Below are 19190 nucleotides of genomic sequence, written 5' to 3' on the forward strand. Positions count from 1 at the left end.
CTTATTTTGATTGAGAAGGAACGGCAAGAATAGGCTGTAAATCGGCGCGTAAACTGGGTGGTACTTGATACCAATTTTGGTTAGACGATTGTAATAGACCTTCATTTGGAAAATAACGCCATTGTTGTGCTGTGTGAACATGATTAATCGCGATCGTGAGCGTCTGCTCTGCAAGGCTATGCTCTGGTTCGGTTTTTAATGGTGACACACTAATGTTTTGCCATGATTGGGCCCATTGCTGACAATTGAGTACTTGCTGGTGGCATTGCCATTGACCATCTTGTTGACTTAGCCATATATCATCGAGGTGTAATTGCTTTAAAGGCATTTGCGAGTCAAATAAAGCCACAGCATCAGCGGGAACGCTAGCCGTTTTATCATTGATGAAAGACAGTACGGCAATCATAAATACACTGGACCCAATAATAATATAGTTCCAACTTTTACGAGAAAGCGCCATAGTCATTACCTTTAATCGGATGATGTTATTTATCTTAAGGCAGCATTGTGCCCTGTTGATTTTTGAGTGTATCACCCAGGAGATAAAAAACGAATCGGCTCAGGAGTCATCCGTAAGTTAATCTTTGTTGTAGTATTGATACGGTTGCGGATAGGGTTTTAGATTAACGATGAGCAATGAATTATCTGCTTTACTGCATTCCCCGATAGTCATTACATTAATATCATGACGTCATGATTTTAATGTAATGACAATCGGGGACGTGTTTAGTTTCAGTTACAATAAATCGGCAAATGGCTGAATAAATACAGATCCACCAGTGGGTATGGTGTCATGGTCATCGCCAATGACGATAAGGCAATTGGCATTGACCATCGAACTGAGCATGCCTGAACCTTGCGCCCCCGTTGTACTGACATGAATTTTGCCATCAGGCCCAAGAGTATAAATACCGCGTAAAAACTCTGTGCGACCTGTTTTGCTTCGCAGTGGTTGGCTGGCAATGGCGGGAATAAATTGCGGTAGCCAGTTTGCTTCGCCTGCCATTTTACGAATAGCCGGCTGCACAAATTGTAGAAAAGCCACCATGACAGCCACTGGGTTACCCGGTAAGCCAAAAAAGAGACTTTGATTAATATTACCCACCGCAAGCGGTCTTCCTGGGCGCATATTAATCCGCCAAAAATGGGTATTGCCCACATTCGCGAGAGCCATTTTAATGTAATCGGCATTACCCACGGATACGCCGCCAGAACTGATCACAATATCTGCTTTGGTTCCGGCATCAATGAGGGTATTGGTCAGTGTCTGCTCGTTGTCATCTATGATACCGAGATCGATGACCTGACAGCCGAGCTTTTTCGCCATAGATAAAATCGTGTAGCGATTAGCGTCATAAATGCAGTTAGCTTTTAGTTGATCGCCGGGCTGACTTACTTCATCACCGGTAGAAAATACCGCCACAATCGGGCGTTTAAATACCGGTAATCGATGGAAACCGAGTGAGGCCATTAATCCCAGTTCTGCAGCACCTAATCTTGTACCAGCAGCTAAAGCGACTTGACCTTGAGCTATATCTTCACCAGCAAGGCGAACATGTTGGCCTTTGATAATCTTGTCTGTTTCAAGCAGTATTAATTTTTGATTTTGCTCATTTGCCAGTTCGATTGCCTGAATCGTATCGGCGCCTTGTGGCACGGTAGCTCCAGTCATAATGCGCACTGCTTCACCGTCTTGTAAAATATTAGGATAGTGATGTCCTGCTAACACTTCAGCGACAACTTTGAGGGGGGCGTTAGCTATGCTATTGAAGGCAAATGCGTAACCGTCCATTGCGGAGTTTGTTTGCTGCGGCACATTGATTTCAGAAATAATATCTTGTGCTAACACATGATTATCGATATCAATCAGGTCAACGACTTCGGGGTGATTGGTTGGTGTAATTTGTGCCAACACTGCAGCTACACCTTGCGATACACTAATACCGTTTTTATTGTTTGCGGTGTCGTCTATTTTCGCCGCTTTACTGGCATCAACCGGTAAATTGATGACTGTAGCTTGCCAGTTTTGTTGGTAGTGCTGAACAAAATCAGCAATTTGTGCCACATTGTTTAAATCTAAACGAGTTAAAGATGCAGGGACAGTCGTCTCATCACAGCAGGCGATAGCGACAATATTGTCATCATGGATATGGATCAATGGCTTATTATGTGCTGCACGATGTAGTTCAATTTTAGGTAATGCTAACTTTTTAAAGCCCTCTACCAAAACAATATCCACTTTATCGACTTCAATTTGACGCAATAAGTGTTGTAACTGGGGATCATCATCGAGCGGATCTTCGGTCATTAACGCCCAACGCATATTCGACGCCACTAAGACTTGTTTTGCTCCTGCTTTACGCATTTCGAAACTGTCTTTACCTGGAATATCGACATCAAAATTATGGTGAGCATGTTTTATGACTGCCAAACGTAAACCACGCTGATTCAATAACGGAATAAGTTGTTTCAGTAAGGTGGTTTTCCCAGTGCCGCTGTATGCACAAAAACCTAAAACGGGGATCGGCAATGGATTGGTAAATAATGCTGTCATGAAGTACCTCTACTGAAATTACTTGGCAATTTGCTTTGCTAACTGATGTTTTTGTTCTGGTGTATTGATGTTAACGAATGCATTGGGTTGGTCGGCAAAACTTTCTACTGCCACTTTATGTTGCTTGTACCACAAATCAATTTTGCGCTCTCCCGCATCCAAGAAAGCCTGCATCGATGTCACTAGATGAGGTTTTAATAGTAATACTACGGGTTGTTCATACTCACCATCACTGGCCACAGCAAGGTCGGCTTGCTGTTGCTCTAAAGCCGCTAATAACCTTACGACTAAGTCATCAGGTAACATTGGGCAATCACAAGGCACGACCAGAAGATAATCTGCTTCAGTTTGCTTTAATGCGGTGACCATTCCAGCAAGCGGCCCTAGATAACCACTATCTTGGTCGCTAAAGACTTTGTAACCCCATTGTTCATACTGCTCTTGATTACGGTTAGCATTAATCATAATGCCATCGACTTGGCTTTTTAGCTTATCAATTGTATGGCAAATCATGGCTTGGCCATTAAGACTCACTAGGCCTTTGTCATTGCCACCCATGCGCCTAGCCATGCCGCCAGCTAAAATTACTGCGTCAATTTGTGGTGCCATAATGTAATTCCGTTGTATTAGCCTGATGCACTTCTTCTACTGTAGGAACATGCATGCTGGTATGAATGGTATGTTGTTTGATGTGCCAATATTGATGACATAACGCCGTCAGGCCACAGGTTTGATGGCTACTGATTAATAGTCCTGTGCCATCTTGTTTTAATTGATTAATCATCGCAAGCACTAAACTCTGCGAGTGTTTATCCATATTCGAAATCGGTTCATCGAGCATTAATAGTTTTGGTTGAGCGATCCAGGCTCTTGCGATGGCAAGGCGTTGTCGCTCTCCGCCAGATAAATCGCTGGCATGGTGGTTAAGCAAGTCAGTTAATTGAGACATATGAATCGCTTGGCTAATGCGTTTTTTTCGTTGTTCTGACGATAACGACCGTTGAGCTAAGGCATAAGTTAAGTTGTATTTGACAGACCCCTCAAACAGGTAAGGATGCTGATGCAAATAGACTGCTTTACCTAAAAGCGACTGAGTTCGCCACCAAGGTGTGGGCACAAAGCCATGACTCTCAATTTGGCCCTTAGTAGGGGACTGTAATCCAGCAAGTAGCTTCATCAAGGTTGATTTACCTGAGCCATTATCACCTTGCAGATAAATGACATCACCCTGACTAAAGTTAAGTCTATCAGCACAAAATAACATCTTTTGATTAAATTTAATCATGACATCTTTAGCTTCAATACTGACTGGGTATTTAACAGCGTTATTCGCTAACGACATTTTAATGGCTCCTTGGGACGGCTTTGCCTCGCAATGAACCCAAGATGAAATTTAACACTAAGGCTAATATGAGTAACACCAGTCCTAAGGCAATTGCTTGGGCAAAATCGCCTTTGCTCGTTTCGAGGGCGATAGCCGTAGGGATATTACGAGTGACATTCATAATATTGCCACCGACCATCATAGAGCAACCCACTTCAGTTAAAATTCGACTGAAACCGGCGATAATAGCGAGTAAGAGTGGCACCCGTAATTCACGGCATAAAGTCCACACTGCGCGTAACCAGGATGCTCCTAAGGTTCGTGATGTTTCCCAAGCTCGACGATCGACACTCGAAAATGCTGCTTGTGATAATGCTATCAATACCGGGGCGCAAATTAGCATTTGACCCAGAATCATGCCTTTTTGAGTAAATAGCCATTTTAAATCACCTAAAGCGCCATTACGGGTCAGCAATAAATAGACTAATAAACCGATTACAACGGTAGGAATGGATTGTAAAGTTTGCACTAAGTTAGTGACAATCCAACGACCTCTAAAGTGGCTAAAAGCAAGGATAAAACCTAAAATAATAGAGGGAATAATCGTGATCAATAGTGCAGCAAAAGACACTGAAAAAGAAATATTAATAATGGCCCAAACATGAGGGTCAAAAGAGAGCAGCAAGCTAAATGCTTGCTGCAATAGTACTAACCAGCCATCACTCATTTTTTATAGGTTGCCTTAAACAATTGCTCTCCTTGCACTTTATAATTGTTAATCATAGTTTGTGTTGCAGGACTAATAAACCAATCGCTCAATGCTCTGGCACCCTTATGATTTAAGTCTGGGTATTTTGCTGGGTTAATTAACATGATCTGATAAGGGTTAGCTAATTTATCGCCACCTTCAAAGCTAATATTGAGATCGAGTTTAGCTTTATAAGCAATATACGTTCCACGATCGGTTAATGTATAAGCTTGTAATTCATCCGCCATTAATAACGTTTTACCCATGCCTTGGCCTACAGAGGTATAACCTGCAAAGTCTGGTGTAATGCCGGCATCTTTCCAAATGATTAATTCTTTCATGTGGGTACCAGAGTTATCACCGCGAGAAACAAATTTACTGTTACTTTGGGCAATTTTACTGAAGGCTTCAGTGACTAATTTGCTAGACTTTACTGCCGCAGGATCATTTTTAGGTCCTAATACCACGAAATCATTTTCCATAATGCCGCGCGGTTCAATACCATCGCCATCGGCGATAAATTTCGCTTCAGCATCTGGGGCATGAGTCATCACAACGTCAACATCTCCTTGGCTGGCAAGTTTTAATGCTTTACCTGTACCCGTTGCAATAACTTGAACAGTATAACCTGATTCAGCTTCAAACTTAGGTAACAGTGCCCCCAGTAGGCCTGAGTTTTCAGTACTGGTTGTGGTTGCTAACTTAATCACTTCATTTGCCAGTGCAGTAGGGCTAAACATCGCTCCACTAAGTACCGATGCTGCTATCAGAATACTAATGCTTGCTTTGAGTTTTAACATTGCCGCTCCTTGATATATTAATCGTTATGATATTCATATTTTTGGTCTGTTGATCTTTGATGATCAAAATTTTTAAACGTAAACCGTGTCGCACCTTGTATCAAAATCGCAGAGCAAGTTATGGCGCCTAGCCTTCTAAGCGAATAATTTGCAACAAAGACTTCTACTTGCAAAGGCGTCACACGCTTAAGTTGAACCCTTCGGGCAGCACTTGTAGCCACTTTCTATTACTTGACCGCTTGTTCATGTAGAATGATCACATGCTATAAGCTTCGCCTCGGAGAAATGGCTATAAACTGCGTAAAAATTCATCTCGAAAGATCAACAAGCCCTAACTAAAAAATTAAATGCATTAGGAAATAACTAATTCCCAACGTAATAAGCAAGTTAAATGCCAAAGTACTTTAATGCAAATACTGTTCACGCATAAAATCGAAACTGTGAACTTGCTCCCAAGCTATGGTTATTTATATTAGACAAATTGTCCCATGATCACCTTTCTATGGTTCATAGTGACCAAGTGATTTGAATTCAGTGATACAGTATTACAAAGCTTGCCAAAGCGTCCATATAAGAGTCCATTTATGAGTCCAAATGAACATGCCAACCCAGTAGCAAAGACCACAATGTCAGTACTCATTGTTGATGATGAACCCGGTATGCGCAGTTTTTTGATGAAAGCCTTGGCTAAAAAGTTTGCCTTGGTTGAAACCGCTTCTTCAATTGCCCAAGCTGAAGAGTTACGCAGTCATGGTCATTTCGATTTATTGATTGTGGATATTCGCTTGCCTGATAGATCGGGTATTGAATGGCATGAAGCGCTTAATGATCCCGAGCACCAATCCGATATTATTTTTATGACTGGTTACGCCGATATGGATGTGGCAATCAAAGCATTACGTGCGGGTGCGTGTGACTTTATTATGAAACCGTTTCATTTAGAGCAGATGATCACTGCCGTTGATCGTTGTATCGAAAAACGTTTGCTTAAGCGTGAGAATTTTATGCTAAAGCGTGAATTATCGCACGGTCAATCATCGACTATTATTGGTAACAGTGAAGCTATTCGCGATGTTAAAGAAGTGATTGAACGCATCGCCCCGACGAACGCTGTGGTGTTAATTGAAGGCGAGTCTGGTACGGGTAAAGAGCTGGTGGCCAGACAGCTACATCTGCTTAGCGGTCGAAGTGGTGCATTTGTGCCGGTGAACTGTGGTGCAATAGCCCCAGATCTGTTGGCCAGTGAGTTGTTTGGCCATACTGCAGGTGCATTTACAGGGGCCAAAGGTAATCGTGAAGGCTTATTTAGTTATGCCTCGGGTGGCACAATATTCTTGGATGAAATTGGCGAAATGCCAATGAATATGCAAACGGCATTATTAAGAGTGCTTGAACAGCGTGCGATTCGTCCAGTTGGAAGCGAAAAAGAAGTGGATATTAACGTGCGCGTTATCGCGGCAACTAATCGTTTATTAATCGATGAGGTTGAGGCGGGACGTTTTAGGCGCGATCTATTTTACCGTTTGAATGTATTAAATATTGTTATTCCATCTTTGCGATCTCGCCCCGATGATGTTGCTGAACTTACCCATTATTTTACCTTACAATTGTCACAAGAATTGGGTATTAAAGACGTTATTTGGAGCCACGAAGATCTGCAAGTGCTGCAGCAACATGATTGGCCTGGAAACATTCGTGAGCTACGTAATATGATTGAACGGTGTATTTTATTAGGCAAACCCCCTGCTGAATATTGGAAAAAACCTGCGTCAGTTATGGTCAACGATGCCATGGGTTACCCGCTTAATTGGCCATTGAAAGAAGTTGAAAAACAACATGTCACAAAGGTTGTTGATAATCATAACGGCAATAAATCTGCGGCTGCCCGCGATTTAGGTGTGTCGCGAAAAACATTAGATCGAAAATTTAAAGATTGGTTGAATCACGCCGAAGAAGGTCACGAGGAAACATAAACGTGGCGAATTCGAAGGGTTTTTTTACACGAGTTTTCGGTATTAGTTGGCAGCAAATGCAAGCCAAAGTACGTTATCGGATCTTGTTTCTGACATCTCTGCCTATTGTATTAACCCTGGTTAGCTTAGTTTTTATAACCATATATTGGAATGTAATATATACAGGTAAGCAATTGTTTATGAAGGTAAAGGCTGATTTGGTTGTCGCTAATAGTACCTTGATGCAAGTGCAGGAACGCCAACAAGACAGTTTAGAGTCGATCAGTAAATCATGGGATTTTCAACATGCATTTAGGTTACTACAACACAGTCAGCAGCAAGCTGATCCCAAGGTTATTAGTGCGCTAAATATACTATTAGAACAGCAGCAAAAAGCATCAGGATTAGACTTTCTAAGGTTAATTCGTGTCGCAGATGCTGCCGCGGATCCCGACTTACGTTTGATGTTGCACCAAACTCAACAGAAGGCTTTTTCTGGTTTGATGGTGCTGTCAGCTAAACGTCTCGAAAGAATTAATTCAAGTCTAGCAACCCAAGCTAACATTAGCTTAATTCCCACATTACATGCCAAACAGCCTCTACAAAATATCGAAACACGTGGTTTATTAAGCCGAACCTTATTACCGATAGCCGACCAGTCGGGTAATGTATTTTGGTATTTAGATGGTGGTATGTTGTTTAACCGCAATACTGCCATCGTCGATAATATTCGTGACTTAGTGTACGGCAAAGGCACATTACCAGAACGCTCAATCGGTACCGTGACCCTTTTTCTGGATAATATTCGGATTAGTACTAATGTGCCGATGGAGCAATTTCCCAAAGACCCGAATAAACCCAATAGAGCATTAGGTACGCTGGTGTCTAATGAAGTGTATCAACAAGTATTGGTTGAAGGGCAAACATGGATAAATCGTGCCTTTGTTCTCAATGATTGGTACATCTCTGGTTATTTACCTTTACAGGATGTGCGCGGTAAACGGATTGGGATGGTTTATGTGGGCTTTTCTGAGTCTCCTTTTCTGCATAATTATTTACTCAATATTATCGAGCTCGGTACCATTTTAGTGTTTGTGTTATTGATTTCAGGTTTTCTAGTGTACCGGGGAGCAAACAGCTTATTACAGCCAATTGAGTATATTCACCAAGTGGTTACTGCGGTGCAATCTGGGCGCAATATCAGGATCGGTAAATTAGACATCAATGGTGATAATGAACTGGCACATTTAGCCGAACAATTTGACAATATGTTGGATCAATTACAGAGACGTAATGCCCAAATTCAATCTGCTGCAGAGCAACTTGAAATTAAAGTTGAGCAGCGTACTCGTAGCTTGCAAGATAAAACGGAGGAGCTCGAGCGTAATGTGGCGTTATTGCATGCGACCAGACAACAACTGGTCACCAATGAAAAACTTACCGCATTAGGAGAGCTCATCGCAGGTATCGCCCATGAAATTAATAATCCTACCGCGGTAATTTTGGGCAATATGGAGCTGTTAAAATATGAACTTGGTGATAATGCTGCCGTAGTCGAAGAAGAGATCGAGTTAGTGCTCCAGCAAGTGGGCCGGATCACCACTATTATTCGAAGCCTACTGCAATACAGCCGTCCAGGTGAGTTCAATGCCCCCATAACATCGCAACCAGTGACGCAAATTGTTGAAGAGATGCTGTTGTTAGCCCGCCATTCCATTGAACAACAAGAGGTCACACTGATCAAAGATTTCACTGCCACAGGTGATGTTGAAGTCAATCGTCCCCAGCTGTTACAAGTACTGATTAACTTAATGGTTAATGCCGCTCATGCGATTGAAAACAAAGGCCGAATTTGGCTACGAACATATGACTGGCTAGAAGATGGCAAAACGATTGGCGTTAAAATTGAAGTTGAAGACGAGGGAGTGGGAATTAATAAAGAAGATTTGAGTCGTATTTTTGACCCATTTTATACTACACGTAAAGATGGTACTGGTTTAGGCCTCTCGTTGAGCTATGGGATCATTAAACGGCTTGGTGGTACGATTGAAGTGAATTCGACAGTAGGTAAGGGCACCATATTTACCATTGGTCTTTACCACAAGGCAAAAGATGATCAGCAACTTGGGCCTTATGAAGGCTTACATTTTGGTGAAAAAGCACAATAAGAAAACAGCTAAAAAAAAGCCGGATGATGAATCCGGCCACAAAGAGTGTATGAGCAATGTCGTGCTTGCGAACTCTGAAAAGTGATTAAAGGTGATGAAGTCTTTAATCACTAAACCGAGTTTTGGAACGCAAGTTAATAATAATCATTCTCATTAGTGTTTGCAAGCATTTAAGATAATATATCGCATCTTTACATTCAATTAAGTACATAAAATTATAAGCTATTGTTTTTGTTTAAAATGTTTATGCCTTATTGCTTATATGTAAATGTATTTTGTAAAATAAAACAGTTTGGCGCTTATTCTGGTATTAGAGGTTGGTGTTAGTTTGATTGTTATTATTCACGCTTAGATGAACGTTACTGGAACGCGAGGAGCATCTTGCGATTAATGTGCTGATGATAATCTGTGGAATATTGTTTAGAACAACAATACTGTCATCGTATTTGATAAAAACTGAGCATATTAAATAAGTAAAGCATCGGCGGCACTGTAATTGAGCTGACGATGCTTTTTTGCTTATTCACCTATCCTAACAACGATTACTTTGATGCATGAATAATAATGTCGTCATCAGCCGAGATGTCATTTAATAAAATTTTATCTTGTAGTACCTTCAATAACACCCCATAAGCCGGTAAAAACAATCCTAAGCTCACGATCAATTTAAAGGCGTAATCAACGCTAGCAATTTCTGGCCAATGTGTGGCCATAAATACATCACTGGAAGCATAAAACGCGATACTGAAAAACACTAAGGTATCGACTAAGTTACCCACTAATGTTGATGCTGCGGGGGCAACCCACCAAGCTTTGGCCTGACGTAATTTAGCAAATACAGTGATGTCCATTAGCTGGCCAATCAAGTACGCCACAAAGCTGGCAAAGGCGATGCGAAACACAAAGCTGTTCCACTCGATTAATGCACCAAATGCTTGTAATTGACCTTGGTGAAACAATACCCCGACTAAATACGACACCACAAGTGACGGTATCATGGCTTTAAGAATAATGCCTCTAGCAGCTTGTTGGCCAAAAATTCTTACGGTTAGGTCGGTGGCGAGATAGACAAATGGAAAGCTAAATGCACCCCAAGTGGTGTGGTAGCTAAACAGCTGAAATGGTAGCTGAACAAGATAGTTGCTTGCGCAAATAATTAAGATATGGAAACTGACTAATAGCATCAGTGCTCGGCGATATTTCGCCTGGGTTAACGTCAACATATTGTGGCCTTTTTAATTGGGTTAGCGCGGGGTGAGGGAACCCGCTATTAATTAGTTAACAGTATTTACTGGTGTTAACGAGACTATATAGCCTGAGTTAAGCCGATAAGTTAATACCTGTTATAGAGAATATTATCATTATAGTTTATTGGTCGTGTTTGCTGATAAATACACCACTTGATTAACCTTTTTAAGCGAATTCATGGCGGTCAGCAATCATGGGGGCGGGATAATAGCATGGGTTTTGTACAAGCGAAAGGCCTAGTCATGGCGAGCAAGCATCGTTGGAGTCAGCTTAGAAATATTAAAAATCGATTAATATAGACAATACTGTCGCTAATTTGTTTTCCAGCTCTTGCCACTCAGCTTCAGGATTTGACCCCGCAACAATACCTGCTCCGGCAAACAAGTTGATTCTTCTGGGTTCAATTAAAGCGCTGCGGATCGCAACAGAAAACTCTGATTCATGGTGATTTAAATAACCACAAGCTCCAGCATACCAACCTCTAGCGTAACCTTCTCGCTGGCGAATAAAGTTTAATGCCGCCTCGCGGGGTAAACCTCCTACGGCAGGAGTAGGATGCAGCGCCCGTAATAATTCAAAATCACTAACACCTGGCTTTAACTGTGCTCGAATAGCGCGATGTAAATGTTGAATATGATCAAGCTTAAATATTTTAGGCTGCTCGTCGGCGCCCACATATTGACTTAATGGTGTGAGTACATTGACAATATGCTCTCTGACTAACTGATTTTCATGGCTATTTTTAATATCATCTAATAGCGCTTGAGCCAGTAATGCATCCTCATCTGGATTAAGTCCTCGCACTGTTGTTCCGGCTAATGCTTCGGTAAACAGTTCCTGTTGGCGGCGTAAATATAACCGTTCGGGTGAACAAGATATAAATGCGCGTTCAGGGCTAAATTGAAAGCCAAATTGAAAGCTATTTGGATTACGCCCTTGCCAACAGGCTAAAACAGTCCAAGGGTCAATATGGTCATTTACATCAATTTGGCTGAGGCGTGATAAGACGACTTTGGGGGTCGATTTGATAAAATTAGCTTGGGTGACCTGTTCAACTAATTCCTTCCAACGGGCAAAATTAGGTAAATCACTTCGACCTATTAACATGAGTTTATTCGGTGGTGACAAGGGAGCAGGTTTTTGCACCATTGCGATAGTATCAAGTGCAGCTTGGATTTCGTCTTCAGCGTTTCCATTCTCAAAATTAAGGTTTACTAATATCCTAACCTTATGACCGCTTCGGCGTAATTCTATTCTAGGTAATATAAAGTGTGCACGGCCAAATTCAGGCCAACATTCTACCGTGCGATCGAACGCTAAACCGCCGTAATAGCGAATGTCTAGGTGATTGGTTTTGTTACGTTGTTGCTGATAGATTTGCGCTAAGGCATTGTCGTCGACTTGGTCGGCAAAATAAAATGCCTTACATGAACCTATAGCGGCGACATCTTCATTTCTATCACGGCCATGCCAATAAATTTTAGGGTATACGGTTTGGGCACTTAACCAAGAGATTAATGGCAATGCTGGAGCATCGACTGACAGTTGCACTATAGGGTCACAGATCGGTATGCTGCGAAGTTGTTCGAGCTTAGAGATCAATTCGCTAAATTGTGGTGAAAAAAAGTGACCTTTCAATCTGTGCCTCTCGTATATCAACATAAGGGTTAACGTTAATAAACAGATGAAAAAGTGTCAATTAGCAAGATTAAAGTGTGTGATCTGAATTGCTAATATAGCCATGAGATTTTGGTAATGTGTCTGTTAGGTAACCATGTTAAAGAATTCAGCTATTGGCTAGTGTTATTGGATCGTTATAGAATGAAAAGCAATGTCGAGCATCTCGTTGAGTCAATGTTAAAGTGCCATCGATATTTGTGTGATGATCTGAAGTGAAAATTAGCTGAATTGAGTAAAGTCGTTCAAAATATCACTAGAAATTGCAAGTCAGATTTCGTTTTTTAGTTTTGTCTCCCGGAGTAATTTGTACAATGAATGATTCTGCCGAATCAAACAATGTCATTAAAGTCCCTATCGATAAACTTGCTTTAGGCATGTTTGTTACCGCGATAGATCATCAGAACGGTAAAGTAGCCATCCGTAATCCCGGACAAATTAAATACCGTGATGCAATTGTCAAACTTAAAGCCAGCAATATTGCAGTGGTGTGGGTTGATATTGAACGCTCTTCAGACACCTGTGGATTAAAAAAAGCAGAAAGAGCAAGCTCTGCTAGTAGCCTATTAATGCGTAAAGCGACGGTCACTCGAGATGGTCAGCGAGGGCAAGCTAAAAAGTTACTTGCTGAAGCCAAGGGGCTTATCAAAAAAGTAATGTCTGAAACCTTCGAAGGTAAAGCTATCGAAGTGGGTCAATTTGAAGATGTTGCTGATAAAATGATTGAGTCGGTTATGGATGATGCCGACGCATTTAAGTGTATCTCAGCACTGCGTAGCAAAGATGCTTACTTACTTGAACACTCTATCAATGTTGCCTTTTTGCTCGTCACCTTTGGCAAGCACCTTAAGCTTGACCGCGAATTGCTTAAGCAAATGGCGGTTGGGGGGATTTTACATGATATCGGCAAAATTAAAGTTGATAACGAAATATTACACAAACCAGGTAAGCTGACCCCAGAAGAATTTGAACACATGAAATTGCATCAATTTTATGCAATTGAAATCATGCATGAAACAACAGGGCTGTCACAAGTGAGTAAAGATGTGTGCTTAATGCATCATGAAAAGCTTGATGGCCGCGGTTATCCTAATGGCCTCAAAGATGAGCAACTTCCTCAGCATGGGCGAATGAGTTGTATTGTAGATATTTTCGATGCGTTAACTGCTGCTCGTTGTTACAAAGAAGCCATGAGCCCCGCGGCAGCATTTAAAATATTGATCAGCTTGACACCATTTCATCTTGATCAAAAACTGGTATATGAGTTCATCCGCTGCGTGGGTATTTACCCTGTCGGTTCATTAGTACAGCTATCGGACCTGCGTGTAGGAATTGTATGGGATGCTAAAGGTCGCGATGCCTTGCATCCTATCGTTAAGTGCTTTTATTCAATCAAGCATAAGCACTATACCGAAGTGACTATGGTGGATTTACTTAAATCTGAGTTAAATATTGAGCGAGGCGTATCGCCAAGTATGCTCGATGTCGATCCTAGCCCTTTTTACTAAATGCCAGTAAAGCCCTGTGAGTGAATAGCAATAACTAATGGCCAATAATCTGTTGGTACATGGGTGCTAACTTAGCTAGAAGCGCATTACGTGTTGCGATAGGAATATGCTGTTGTTTAAGGGCTTCAATCAAATGGCCCACTAAGGCATCAAAGTCGGCTTGGCTAATGTGCAGTCCGATATGGGCATCATACATAGATGCTCCTTGATAAAGACACTCACCGCCAGTGACAACACATAAATGCTCAATCAGCCGTTGACGAAAAACACTGATGTCGGTTTGTTCAAAGTGATGCAAGAGGCGTTTGTCTTGGGACAAATTAACCAGGAAATCGTCGGTGATCATACTGATGCCTTTGTTCCCCCCCAGCTGCTGGTAAAGGCTTGTTGGTTGGCTTGCGCAGCCAGTAGACAGTAATAACAGTGCGCCCAATACCAGTAGATGATGTTTAAAAGCATTCAGCATTACAGTGTTCCCTCTACGGATAAATACCACCCTTGTTGCTGCTTAAATCCGGCAATACTGCCTAAATCGACATATGCGCCGACAACCGAAAGGTGTTTATTAACAAACCAGGCGACAAAAATATCTTGCCAATCTTGCTCTTGCGCAAAACTCAACTCATCTGGTTTTTGTTTGTACTCATAACCCAGAGCAATATTATCAGTTAATAACACCGCGATAGAAGCTTCGGCTTGTAAGGTGTAATCGTTGTTGGTTGCAGTGCCAAATCCGAGTAAACCTGTTTGGTTTGCTTTGGTGGCTCTCAGGGTTAAGTTGGTCACAAGGTTACGACCTGCAATGGCTTCAAAATAGACCTTGCTAGCGGCCAAATACACATCTAACCCCCAATCATCTCTCGCTCCCACCGCTTGTGGTAAGGCAAAGTCATCAACACGTTTGTACTGTAATCCTAAGCTGATTTGCGGCATTGCGGTATAGAGTACTTCACCAGCCAGTTTGTATTTTATGCCTACAATATCTTGGCCTAGTTTGCCGCCCAGAGTGTCTAAATCAAAAGTTTGTTTGGCAATACTCAGTTCAAAGCGATTATCAATGCTTAACGATGCCCCCATAGAATGCAGTGTAAAGTCGTCAACATAAACGGCGGAGTTCATCGCGGTTAAAGACCATTGATCAGAGCTTGCATAACCATTAATTACCGCCCAAGGTACTATGCCACCTCCGGCACTACCTTCAATAGTGGTTGCGCCGCCAGTGGCGATAATTTTGCTCGTATCAGCTTGGGCCTGCGTCACGATTAGGCTTAATAGCCCGGATAATATAATGCATATGATTTGATACATTAGCGCACCGTATCTTCATTAGAATGGGACATTAGATTGATTGAATTGTTGAAACCATACAATAAAATCATCCGCTTTTAATGGCTTAGAATACACATAGCCTTGAATTATATCACAATTAAGCTTGCGCAAAATATCGATTCCTTCTGCGGATTCTACGCCTTCGGCCACTACGGATAAGTTAAGTCCCTTAATTAACCTAATGCTAGTATCAACGATCATTAAATCAGTGGCATCGGTATGAATATCTTTAATAAAACTGCGATCAATCTTCACTTCATTGACCGGTAATAATTTCAAATAGGCTAATGAAGAGTGTCCTGTGCCAAAGTCGTCGATGGCAATCGATATACCGATATTGCGAAATTGCTGCAAAACCGCAATCACCGTTTGCGCATCTTTCATCACCGCACCTTCAGTGACCTCTATCGATAGGGCGGTAATGGGTAAATTATTGCTAATGAGTAATTGTTCAATGTCCAGTGGTAGCTGAGGATTGGTTAAGTCGTGGGCGGATAAATTAATCGCGACCGTAAGTGAAATACCTTGTTGCTGCCATTTTGCTAGCTGTTTTATGGTGGTATTGAGCACCCACTCGCTAATAATCGAGATATTACCTGAGTTTTCAGCTAAGCGAATAAATTCATCCGGTGGAATAAACCCTAATTCAGGGTGCAGCCAACGGATCAGGGTTTCTGCTCCATGGCAATGATTCGTCTGAATATCAACTTTGGGCTGAAACACTAAATGCAGTTGCCCTTGACTTAGGGCTATCGGTAAATCGCGGATGATCATTAATTCACGCAGATAGCGCTCATCTTCGCCTTGTTGATAAGTGGCAATACTTAATGATTCCATGCGGGCTTGGTTTAAGGCAATTTCAGCATGGCGAATCAAGGTATCGATATCATTACTGTCATAGCCTCGGGATAAATCTACCATCCCTACGCGAACATTGACTGTGATTTTTGATCCTTGAATGGCAAAGGGTTGAGTTAATAAGCGTAAATAATTATCAAGCTGTTGATCATCAATACCAGGTTGGAATAATAATAAAAACGAGTCGCCATCTAAGCGCGATATTAACTGTGCTGTTGGAGATAAGCTTTCTAAGCGACTGGCAAACAATACCAACAGATCATCGGCATTGGCAAAGCCAATAATGTTATTCAAATGACGAAAGTTTTTGATGTCTATCATCACTAAGTTGCCATGCATTTTGCTTAGCAGCTGACTAAGGAGTTGTTTAGCTGCTACGCGGTTATACAAGCCTGTGAGGTTATCGTGCTGTGACTGGTACACTAAGTCATTTTTGCGTGACTCAATATTTTCACGCATTATCGATAGGGTGTTGGCTAATACTTGTAACTCTGCGGGAGCACCTTTAATTGGCGGAGGATTTTCGCCTTGGCCCACTTTGCGGGCAAAATTAACCAATCCATAAATAGGTTTGGTTAAGCCGCCAGCAAACCAGGCTGCAATCATAAAGGCCAGTAAACAGGTTATCGCGAATACAAGTAACATGTTATTGCGTAATGCATCGTAATTTTGCTGCCACTTAATATTTGATTGGTGTAATACCGCTAATTGATTATCGCTATTGTTGTCTAATGCAATGGTGGTAGATAAATATCCCAGTGGTACGTCGTCGCTGACCACATCGATAGTTTGGTCTAATTGATCCATCTGCGCTAAAACATCTTGTTGCTGAGCGGGTGGCAGGGTGGAGACTATTTCAATTCTGTCAGCTGACTGGTTAATGAAACTAATATCGATCCCGGTAATGGTTTTTGCTTGGTCGGCGACGTTTTTATCCATCGCAAAGCCCATACCAACCCAAGCGATTAATGTAGGTGCTTTAACTGGCTGCAAAACAAATTGGTAGCTACTGTGATCATAATTAAAAATTTCGAACGTGGTTGAGCGATTTTTTGTTAATGCAAATAACTCATCAATATTCGCTTTAGTCAGGCCTTGTAAACTTGATGACAGCAGGGTTCCCTGCGGAGAGAGTAAAATAGCGGCATCGGCATTAATCCGACGGCCGTGGTTCGCTAAAACGGATGATATTGTATCTTGCTCGCCGGTCGCGACCGCGCGCTTAAAGCCAAAGTCAGCACTTAATAATGACAAACTTTGGTTAAGCTGCTTGTTGCGATTTGACAACATTTCGACAAAAACGTTAGAGCCAATTTTAAGATTTTGAGTTTGTTGTTGGCGGAAATCTCGTTGAGTTGCGCTTAACACAAACAAGGCAGTAGTTAACTGCATTAAAGTTAATATGAGTAAAAATGCAATGATCAATCTGCTGCGAAAACTATTTGGCATGTTGTCCCATCATATGGCTGGCATGATCAGAAGCACCAAATCCACTAGGTGGCGATGATGGTTTATTTTGGTGTTCTATATCGACACTAAGCGCTAATTGATTCGCGCCATCATTAAGGATAATCGAAGATGATGCTGGTGCAACAATTTGCCAAGGATGCCAAATCTTAACTTGATATTCTCCTGGCGGTACATCCGTTAATTGTATTTTCCCCGACGCATCACTTACCGAGAAGTAAGGGCTTTTAGCAACGTAAATAAAGGCTTGCATATAGTCATGAATATTACAGCCGATAGCGACTAGACCCGCTTTATCAAAGTTAATCGGATCTGCGGTCGTGCCTACGTATAATTTTAGCTCAAATTGTTTGGCTTCAGAAAAGGAATAAACATGGTGTCGAGTACGATCTAAATTAGGAAAATCAACATTTGCCCCTTGTGGTACAGCTAATATAAAAGGGTAAAATACGCGATCTTGTTGACGCATTTCGTAATGGGCTGTAGCAGGCAGTGTTATTTCTGTTGTCGAAGTGGCTTCAAGTGGCGCAGTCGAGATAAGTTCTACCACGCTATCGCTGAGCATATTACCTTGAGCATCGGTAACATCAACCGTTAAGGTTGCTGCAGTCACTGATGCTGAAATAATATAAGTTAACCAGAGTAAGCATGTCGTAAACCGGAACATTGGCATGTATTCGCCTCATTATTAGACAGTAGAGCGGGTTGCAACATAATGGCTAATCATATGAACAATATGACATCATAACCTAGCATACTCAAAATACATCATTATCACAGTAAAATACGACCATTTGTTTTGCTACAAATTATTAACCGAGGTGTTCATGAAAGTGTATTTATCGATTAGTTTAGTATTGATATCGTTAATATTACTCATTCCCGGTGTAACAGAGCCCATGTTAACGATGACAGGAACGATTGAAAAGTCACAGTTGCTTGATACGGGTAAAGACATGTTAACCCAAAACCTCACCGAGGACTCTCGTGCTAATACCCGTGGAATACTCGATGTTGCGGCCAGTCTGTTTGGCCTAGATACACTTGAGGGAGAGGTGGAGGTGTTTCGCAATAGTCGCAGTATCATAGATACTATAGTGGCGCTGTACCAGTCTCATAATCTAATCGTCGCCGTGTTAGTGGGGTTATTTAGTATTGTGATCCCCGCAGTGAAGTTAATCACTATGCTGATATTACTGCTGCCAGTGCCCCAGCGAATCAAACAACAGCTTAACAGTATGATTGGTGCTATCGGCAAATGGTCTATGGCCGATGTTTTTGTGGTTGCTATTATCGTGACCTATATGGCAGGTAATGCGTCAGCCGGTATGGGCGATATGCTTAAGACTCAATCTCAGTTTGAAATCGGTTTCTATTATTTTCTAGGCTACTGTATTTTTTCAATCGCCAGCCAGATGATGATCGACATGACACAGACGCGAAAGTCACAGAGTACCTTTGTTAATATTGACGACTGATGCTGCTGGGTTTTTGGGCTGACGACGATAATATCGACCTTAAAATAAAAAGAGCGTAAATCAGTTTCTTATTATCTTG

16 protein-coding genes are annotated in these 19190 nt (G+C 41.7%); 4 read left to right on the top strand and 12 right to left on the bottom strand.

The genetic code is table 11. From position 1 onward, the window contains the following. Position 1: 1 nt before the first annotated feature. The 6 genes from H5123_RS13015 to H5123_RS13040 form a co-directional block, all read right to left on the bottom strand. Positions 2 to 460, bottom strand: a complete 459-nt coding sequence (locus H5123_RS13015) for a hypothetical protein (RefSeq protein ID WP_182698236.1) — start codon at positions 458 to 460, stop codon at positions 2 to 4. Between the two features lie 276 nt (positions 461 to 736). After that, positions 737 to 2554 (bottom strand): bifunctional molybdopterin-guanine dinucleotide biosynthesis adaptor protein MobB/molybdopterin molybdotransferase MoeA, encoded by a 1818-nt coding sequence (locus H5123_RS13020; RefSeq protein WP_182698237.1) that lies wholly within the window; start codon positions 2552 to 2554, stop codon positions 737 to 739. Positions 2555 to 2572: 18 nt separating this feature from the next. Then, the gene (gene mobA, locus H5123_RS13025) at positions 2573 to 3163 is read right to left on the bottom strand and encodes a molybdenum cofactor guanylyltransferase MobA (protein ID WP_182698238.1); all 591 of its coding nucleotides are present in this window, start codon (positions 3161 to 3163) and stop codon (positions 2573 to 2575) included. Then, positions 3147 to 3839 (bottom strand): energy-coupling factor ABC transporter ATP-binding protein, encoded by a 693-nt coding sequence (locus H5123_RS13030; RefSeq protein ID WP_404948312.1) that lies wholly within the window; start codon positions 3837 to 3839, stop codon positions 3147 to 3149. The genes mobA and H5123_RS13030 overlap by 17 nt, the downstream gene beginning before the upstream one ends. 58 nt (positions 3840 to 3897) lie before the next feature. Beyond that, complete coding sequence (locus H5123_RS13035; RefSeq protein ID WP_124016707.1) at positions 3898 to 4605, bottom strand: ABC transporter permease; 708 nt, start codon at positions 4603 to 4605, stop codon at positions 3898 to 3900. Then, positions 4602 to 5366, bottom strand: a complete 765-nt coding sequence (locus H5123_RS13040; RefSeq protein ID WP_371697349.1) for a substrate-binding domain-containing protein — start codon at positions 5364 to 5366, stop codon at positions 4602 to 4604. Before H5123_RS13040 ends, H5123_RS13035 begins: the two co-directional genes overlap by 4 nt. A 644-nt stretch (positions 5367 to 6010) precedes the next feature. Here H5123_RS13040 and H5123_RS13045 point away from each other — a divergent pair. Both H5123_RS13045 and H5123_RS13050 read left to right on the top strand, forming a co-directional pair. Further along, positions 6011 to 7399 (top strand): sigma-54 dependent transcriptional regulator, encoded by a 1389-nt coding sequence (locus H5123_RS13045; protein ID WP_182698241.1) that lies wholly within the window; start codon positions 6011 to 6013, stop codon positions 7397 to 7399. A gap of 56 nt (positions 7400 to 7455) precedes the next feature. Beyond that, positions 7456 to 9546, top strand: a complete 2091-nt coding sequence (locus H5123_RS13050; RefSeq protein WP_124016773.1) for a HAMP domain-containing sensor histidine kinase — start codon at positions 7456 to 7458, stop codon at positions 9544 to 9546. 542 nt (positions 9547 to 10088) lie between these two features. Here the strand turns inward: H5123_RS13050 and H5123_RS13055 are convergent. Both H5123_RS13055 and H5123_RS13060 read right to left on the bottom strand, forming a co-directional pair. Next, entirely contained in the window at positions 10089 to 10769 is a 681-nt protein-coding gene (locus H5123_RS13055) for a 7-cyano-7-deazaguanine/7-aminomethyl-7-deazaguanine transporter (RefSeq protein WP_182698242.1), read from the bottom strand. A gap of 304 nt (positions 10770 to 11073) precedes the next feature. After that, positions 11074 to 12432: an isochorismate synthase MenF gene (locus H5123_RS13060; protein ID WP_404948311.1), complete on the bottom strand. Its 1359-nt coding sequence runs from the start codon at positions 12430 to 12432 to the stop codon at positions 11074 to 11076. Between the two features lie 353 nt (positions 12433 to 12785). Between H5123_RS13060 and H5123_RS13065 the strand changes: the two genes are divergently transcribed. Next, positions 12786 to 13979, top strand: a complete 1194-nt coding sequence (locus tag H5123_RS13065) for an HD-GYP domain-containing protein (RefSeq protein WP_182698244.1) — start codon at positions 12786 to 12788, stop codon at positions 13977 to 13979. Positions 13980 to 14013: 34 nt separating this feature from the next. Here H5123_RS13065 and H5123_RS13070 read toward each other — a convergent pair whose 3' ends face one another. Genes H5123_RS13070 through H5123_RS13085 form a run of 4 tightly spaced genes read right to left on the bottom strand, consistent with a single transcriptional unit; the run spans position 14014 to position 18300 of the window. Further along, positions 14014 to 14445: a group 1 truncated hemoglobin gene (locus H5123_RS13070; RefSeq protein WP_124016713.1), complete on the bottom strand. Its 432-nt coding sequence runs from the start codon at positions 14443 to 14445 to the stop codon at positions 14014 to 14016. Next, the gene (locus H5123_RS13075; RefSeq protein ID WP_124016714.1) at positions 14445 to 15287 is read right to left on the bottom strand and encodes a DUF3034 family protein; all 843 of its coding nucleotides are present in this window, start codon (positions 15285 to 15287) and stop codon (positions 14445 to 14447) included. The genes H5123_RS13070 and H5123_RS13075 overlap by 1 nt, the downstream gene beginning before the upstream one ends. An 18-nt stretch (positions 15288 to 15305) precedes the next feature. Next, a complete protein-coding gene (locus tag H5123_RS13080; protein ID WP_182698245.1) occupies positions 15306 to 17615 on the bottom strand; it encodes a bifunctional diguanylate cyclase/phosphodiesterase in 2310 nt (769 codons plus the stop codon). Next, on the bottom strand, positions 17605 to 18300 hold the full coding sequence (locus tag H5123_RS13085; RefSeq protein ID WP_259395663.1) for a methylamine utilization protein: 696 nt from the start codon (positions 18298 to 18300) through the stop codon (positions 17605 to 17607). Before H5123_RS13085 ends, H5123_RS13080 begins: the two co-directional genes overlap by 11 nt. 160 nt (positions 18301 to 18460) lie before the next feature. Here H5123_RS13085 and H5123_RS13090 point away from each other — a divergent pair, with 160 nt between their 5' ends. Next, a complete protein-coding gene (locus tag H5123_RS13090) occupies positions 18461 to 19111 on the top strand; it encodes a paraquat-inducible protein A (RefSeq protein WP_182698247.1) in 651 nt (216 codons plus the stop codon). Positions 19112 to 19190: the final 79 nt, after the last annotated feature.

The sequence above is a fragment of the Shewanella sp. SR43-4 genome, assembly GCF_014163845.1.
In the GTDB taxonomy this organism is placed as follows: domain Bacteria; phylum Pseudomonadota; class Gammaproteobacteria; order Enterobacterales; family Shewanellaceae; genus Shewanella; species Shewanella vesiculosa.

Coding starts and splice junctions, on each gene's coding strand:
- H5123_RS13045 (WP_182698241.1), top strand. CDS start 6,011: ATGAGTCCAAATGAACATGCCAACCCAGTAGCAAAGACCACAATGTCA.
- H5123_RS13015 (WP_182698236.1), bottom strand. CDS start 460: ATGGCGCTTTCTCGTAAAAGTTGGAACTATATTATTATTGGGTCCAGT.
- H5123_RS13040 (WP_371697349.1), bottom strand. CDS start 5,366: ATGTTTAGCCCTACTGCACTGGCAAATGAAGTGATTAAGTTAGCAACC.
- H5123_RS13055 (WP_182698242.1), bottom strand. CDS start 10,769: ATGTTGACGTTAACCCAGGCGAAATATCGCCGAGCACTGATGCTATTA.
- mobA (WP_182698238.1), bottom strand. CDS start 3,163: ATGGCACCACAAATTGACGCAGTAATTTTAGCTGGCGGCATGGCTAGG.
- H5123_RS13090 (WP_182698247.1), top strand. CDS start 18,461: ATGAAAGTGTATTTATCGATTAGTTTAGTATTGATATCGTTAATATTA.
- H5123_RS13075 (WP_124016714.1), bottom strand. CDS start 15,287: ATGTATCAAATCATATGCATTATATTATCCGGGCTATTAAGCCTAATC.
- H5123_RS13065 (WP_182698244.1), top strand. CDS start 12,786: ATGAATGATTCTGCCGAATCAAACAATGTCATTAAAGTCCCTATCGAT.
- H5123_RS13080 (WP_182698245.1), bottom strand. CDS start 17,615: ATGCCAAATAGTTTTCGCAGCAGATTGATCATTGCATTTTTACTCATA.
- H5123_RS13030 (WP_404948312.1), bottom strand. CDS start 3,839: ATGATTAAATTTAATCAAAAGATGTTATTTTGTGCTGATAGACTTAAC.
- H5123_RS13085 (WP_259395663.1), bottom strand. CDS start 18,300: ATGTTCCGGTTTACGACATGCTTACTCTGGTTAACTTATATTATTTCA.
- H5123_RS13050 (WP_124016773.1), top strand. CDS start 7,456: ATGCAAGCCAAAGTACGTTATCGGATCTTGTTTCTGACATCTCTGCCT.
- H5123_RS13020 (WP_182698237.1), bottom strand. CDS start 2,554: ATGACAGCATTATTTACCAATCCATTGCCGATCCCCGTTTTAGGTTTT.
- H5123_RS13035 (WP_124016707.1), bottom strand. CDS start 4,605: ATGAGTGATGGCTGGTTAGTACTATTGCAGCAAGCATTTAGCTTGCTG.
- H5123_RS13070 (WP_124016713.1), bottom strand. CDS start 14,445: ATGCTGAATGCTTTTAAACATCATCTACTGGTATTGGGCGCACTGTTA.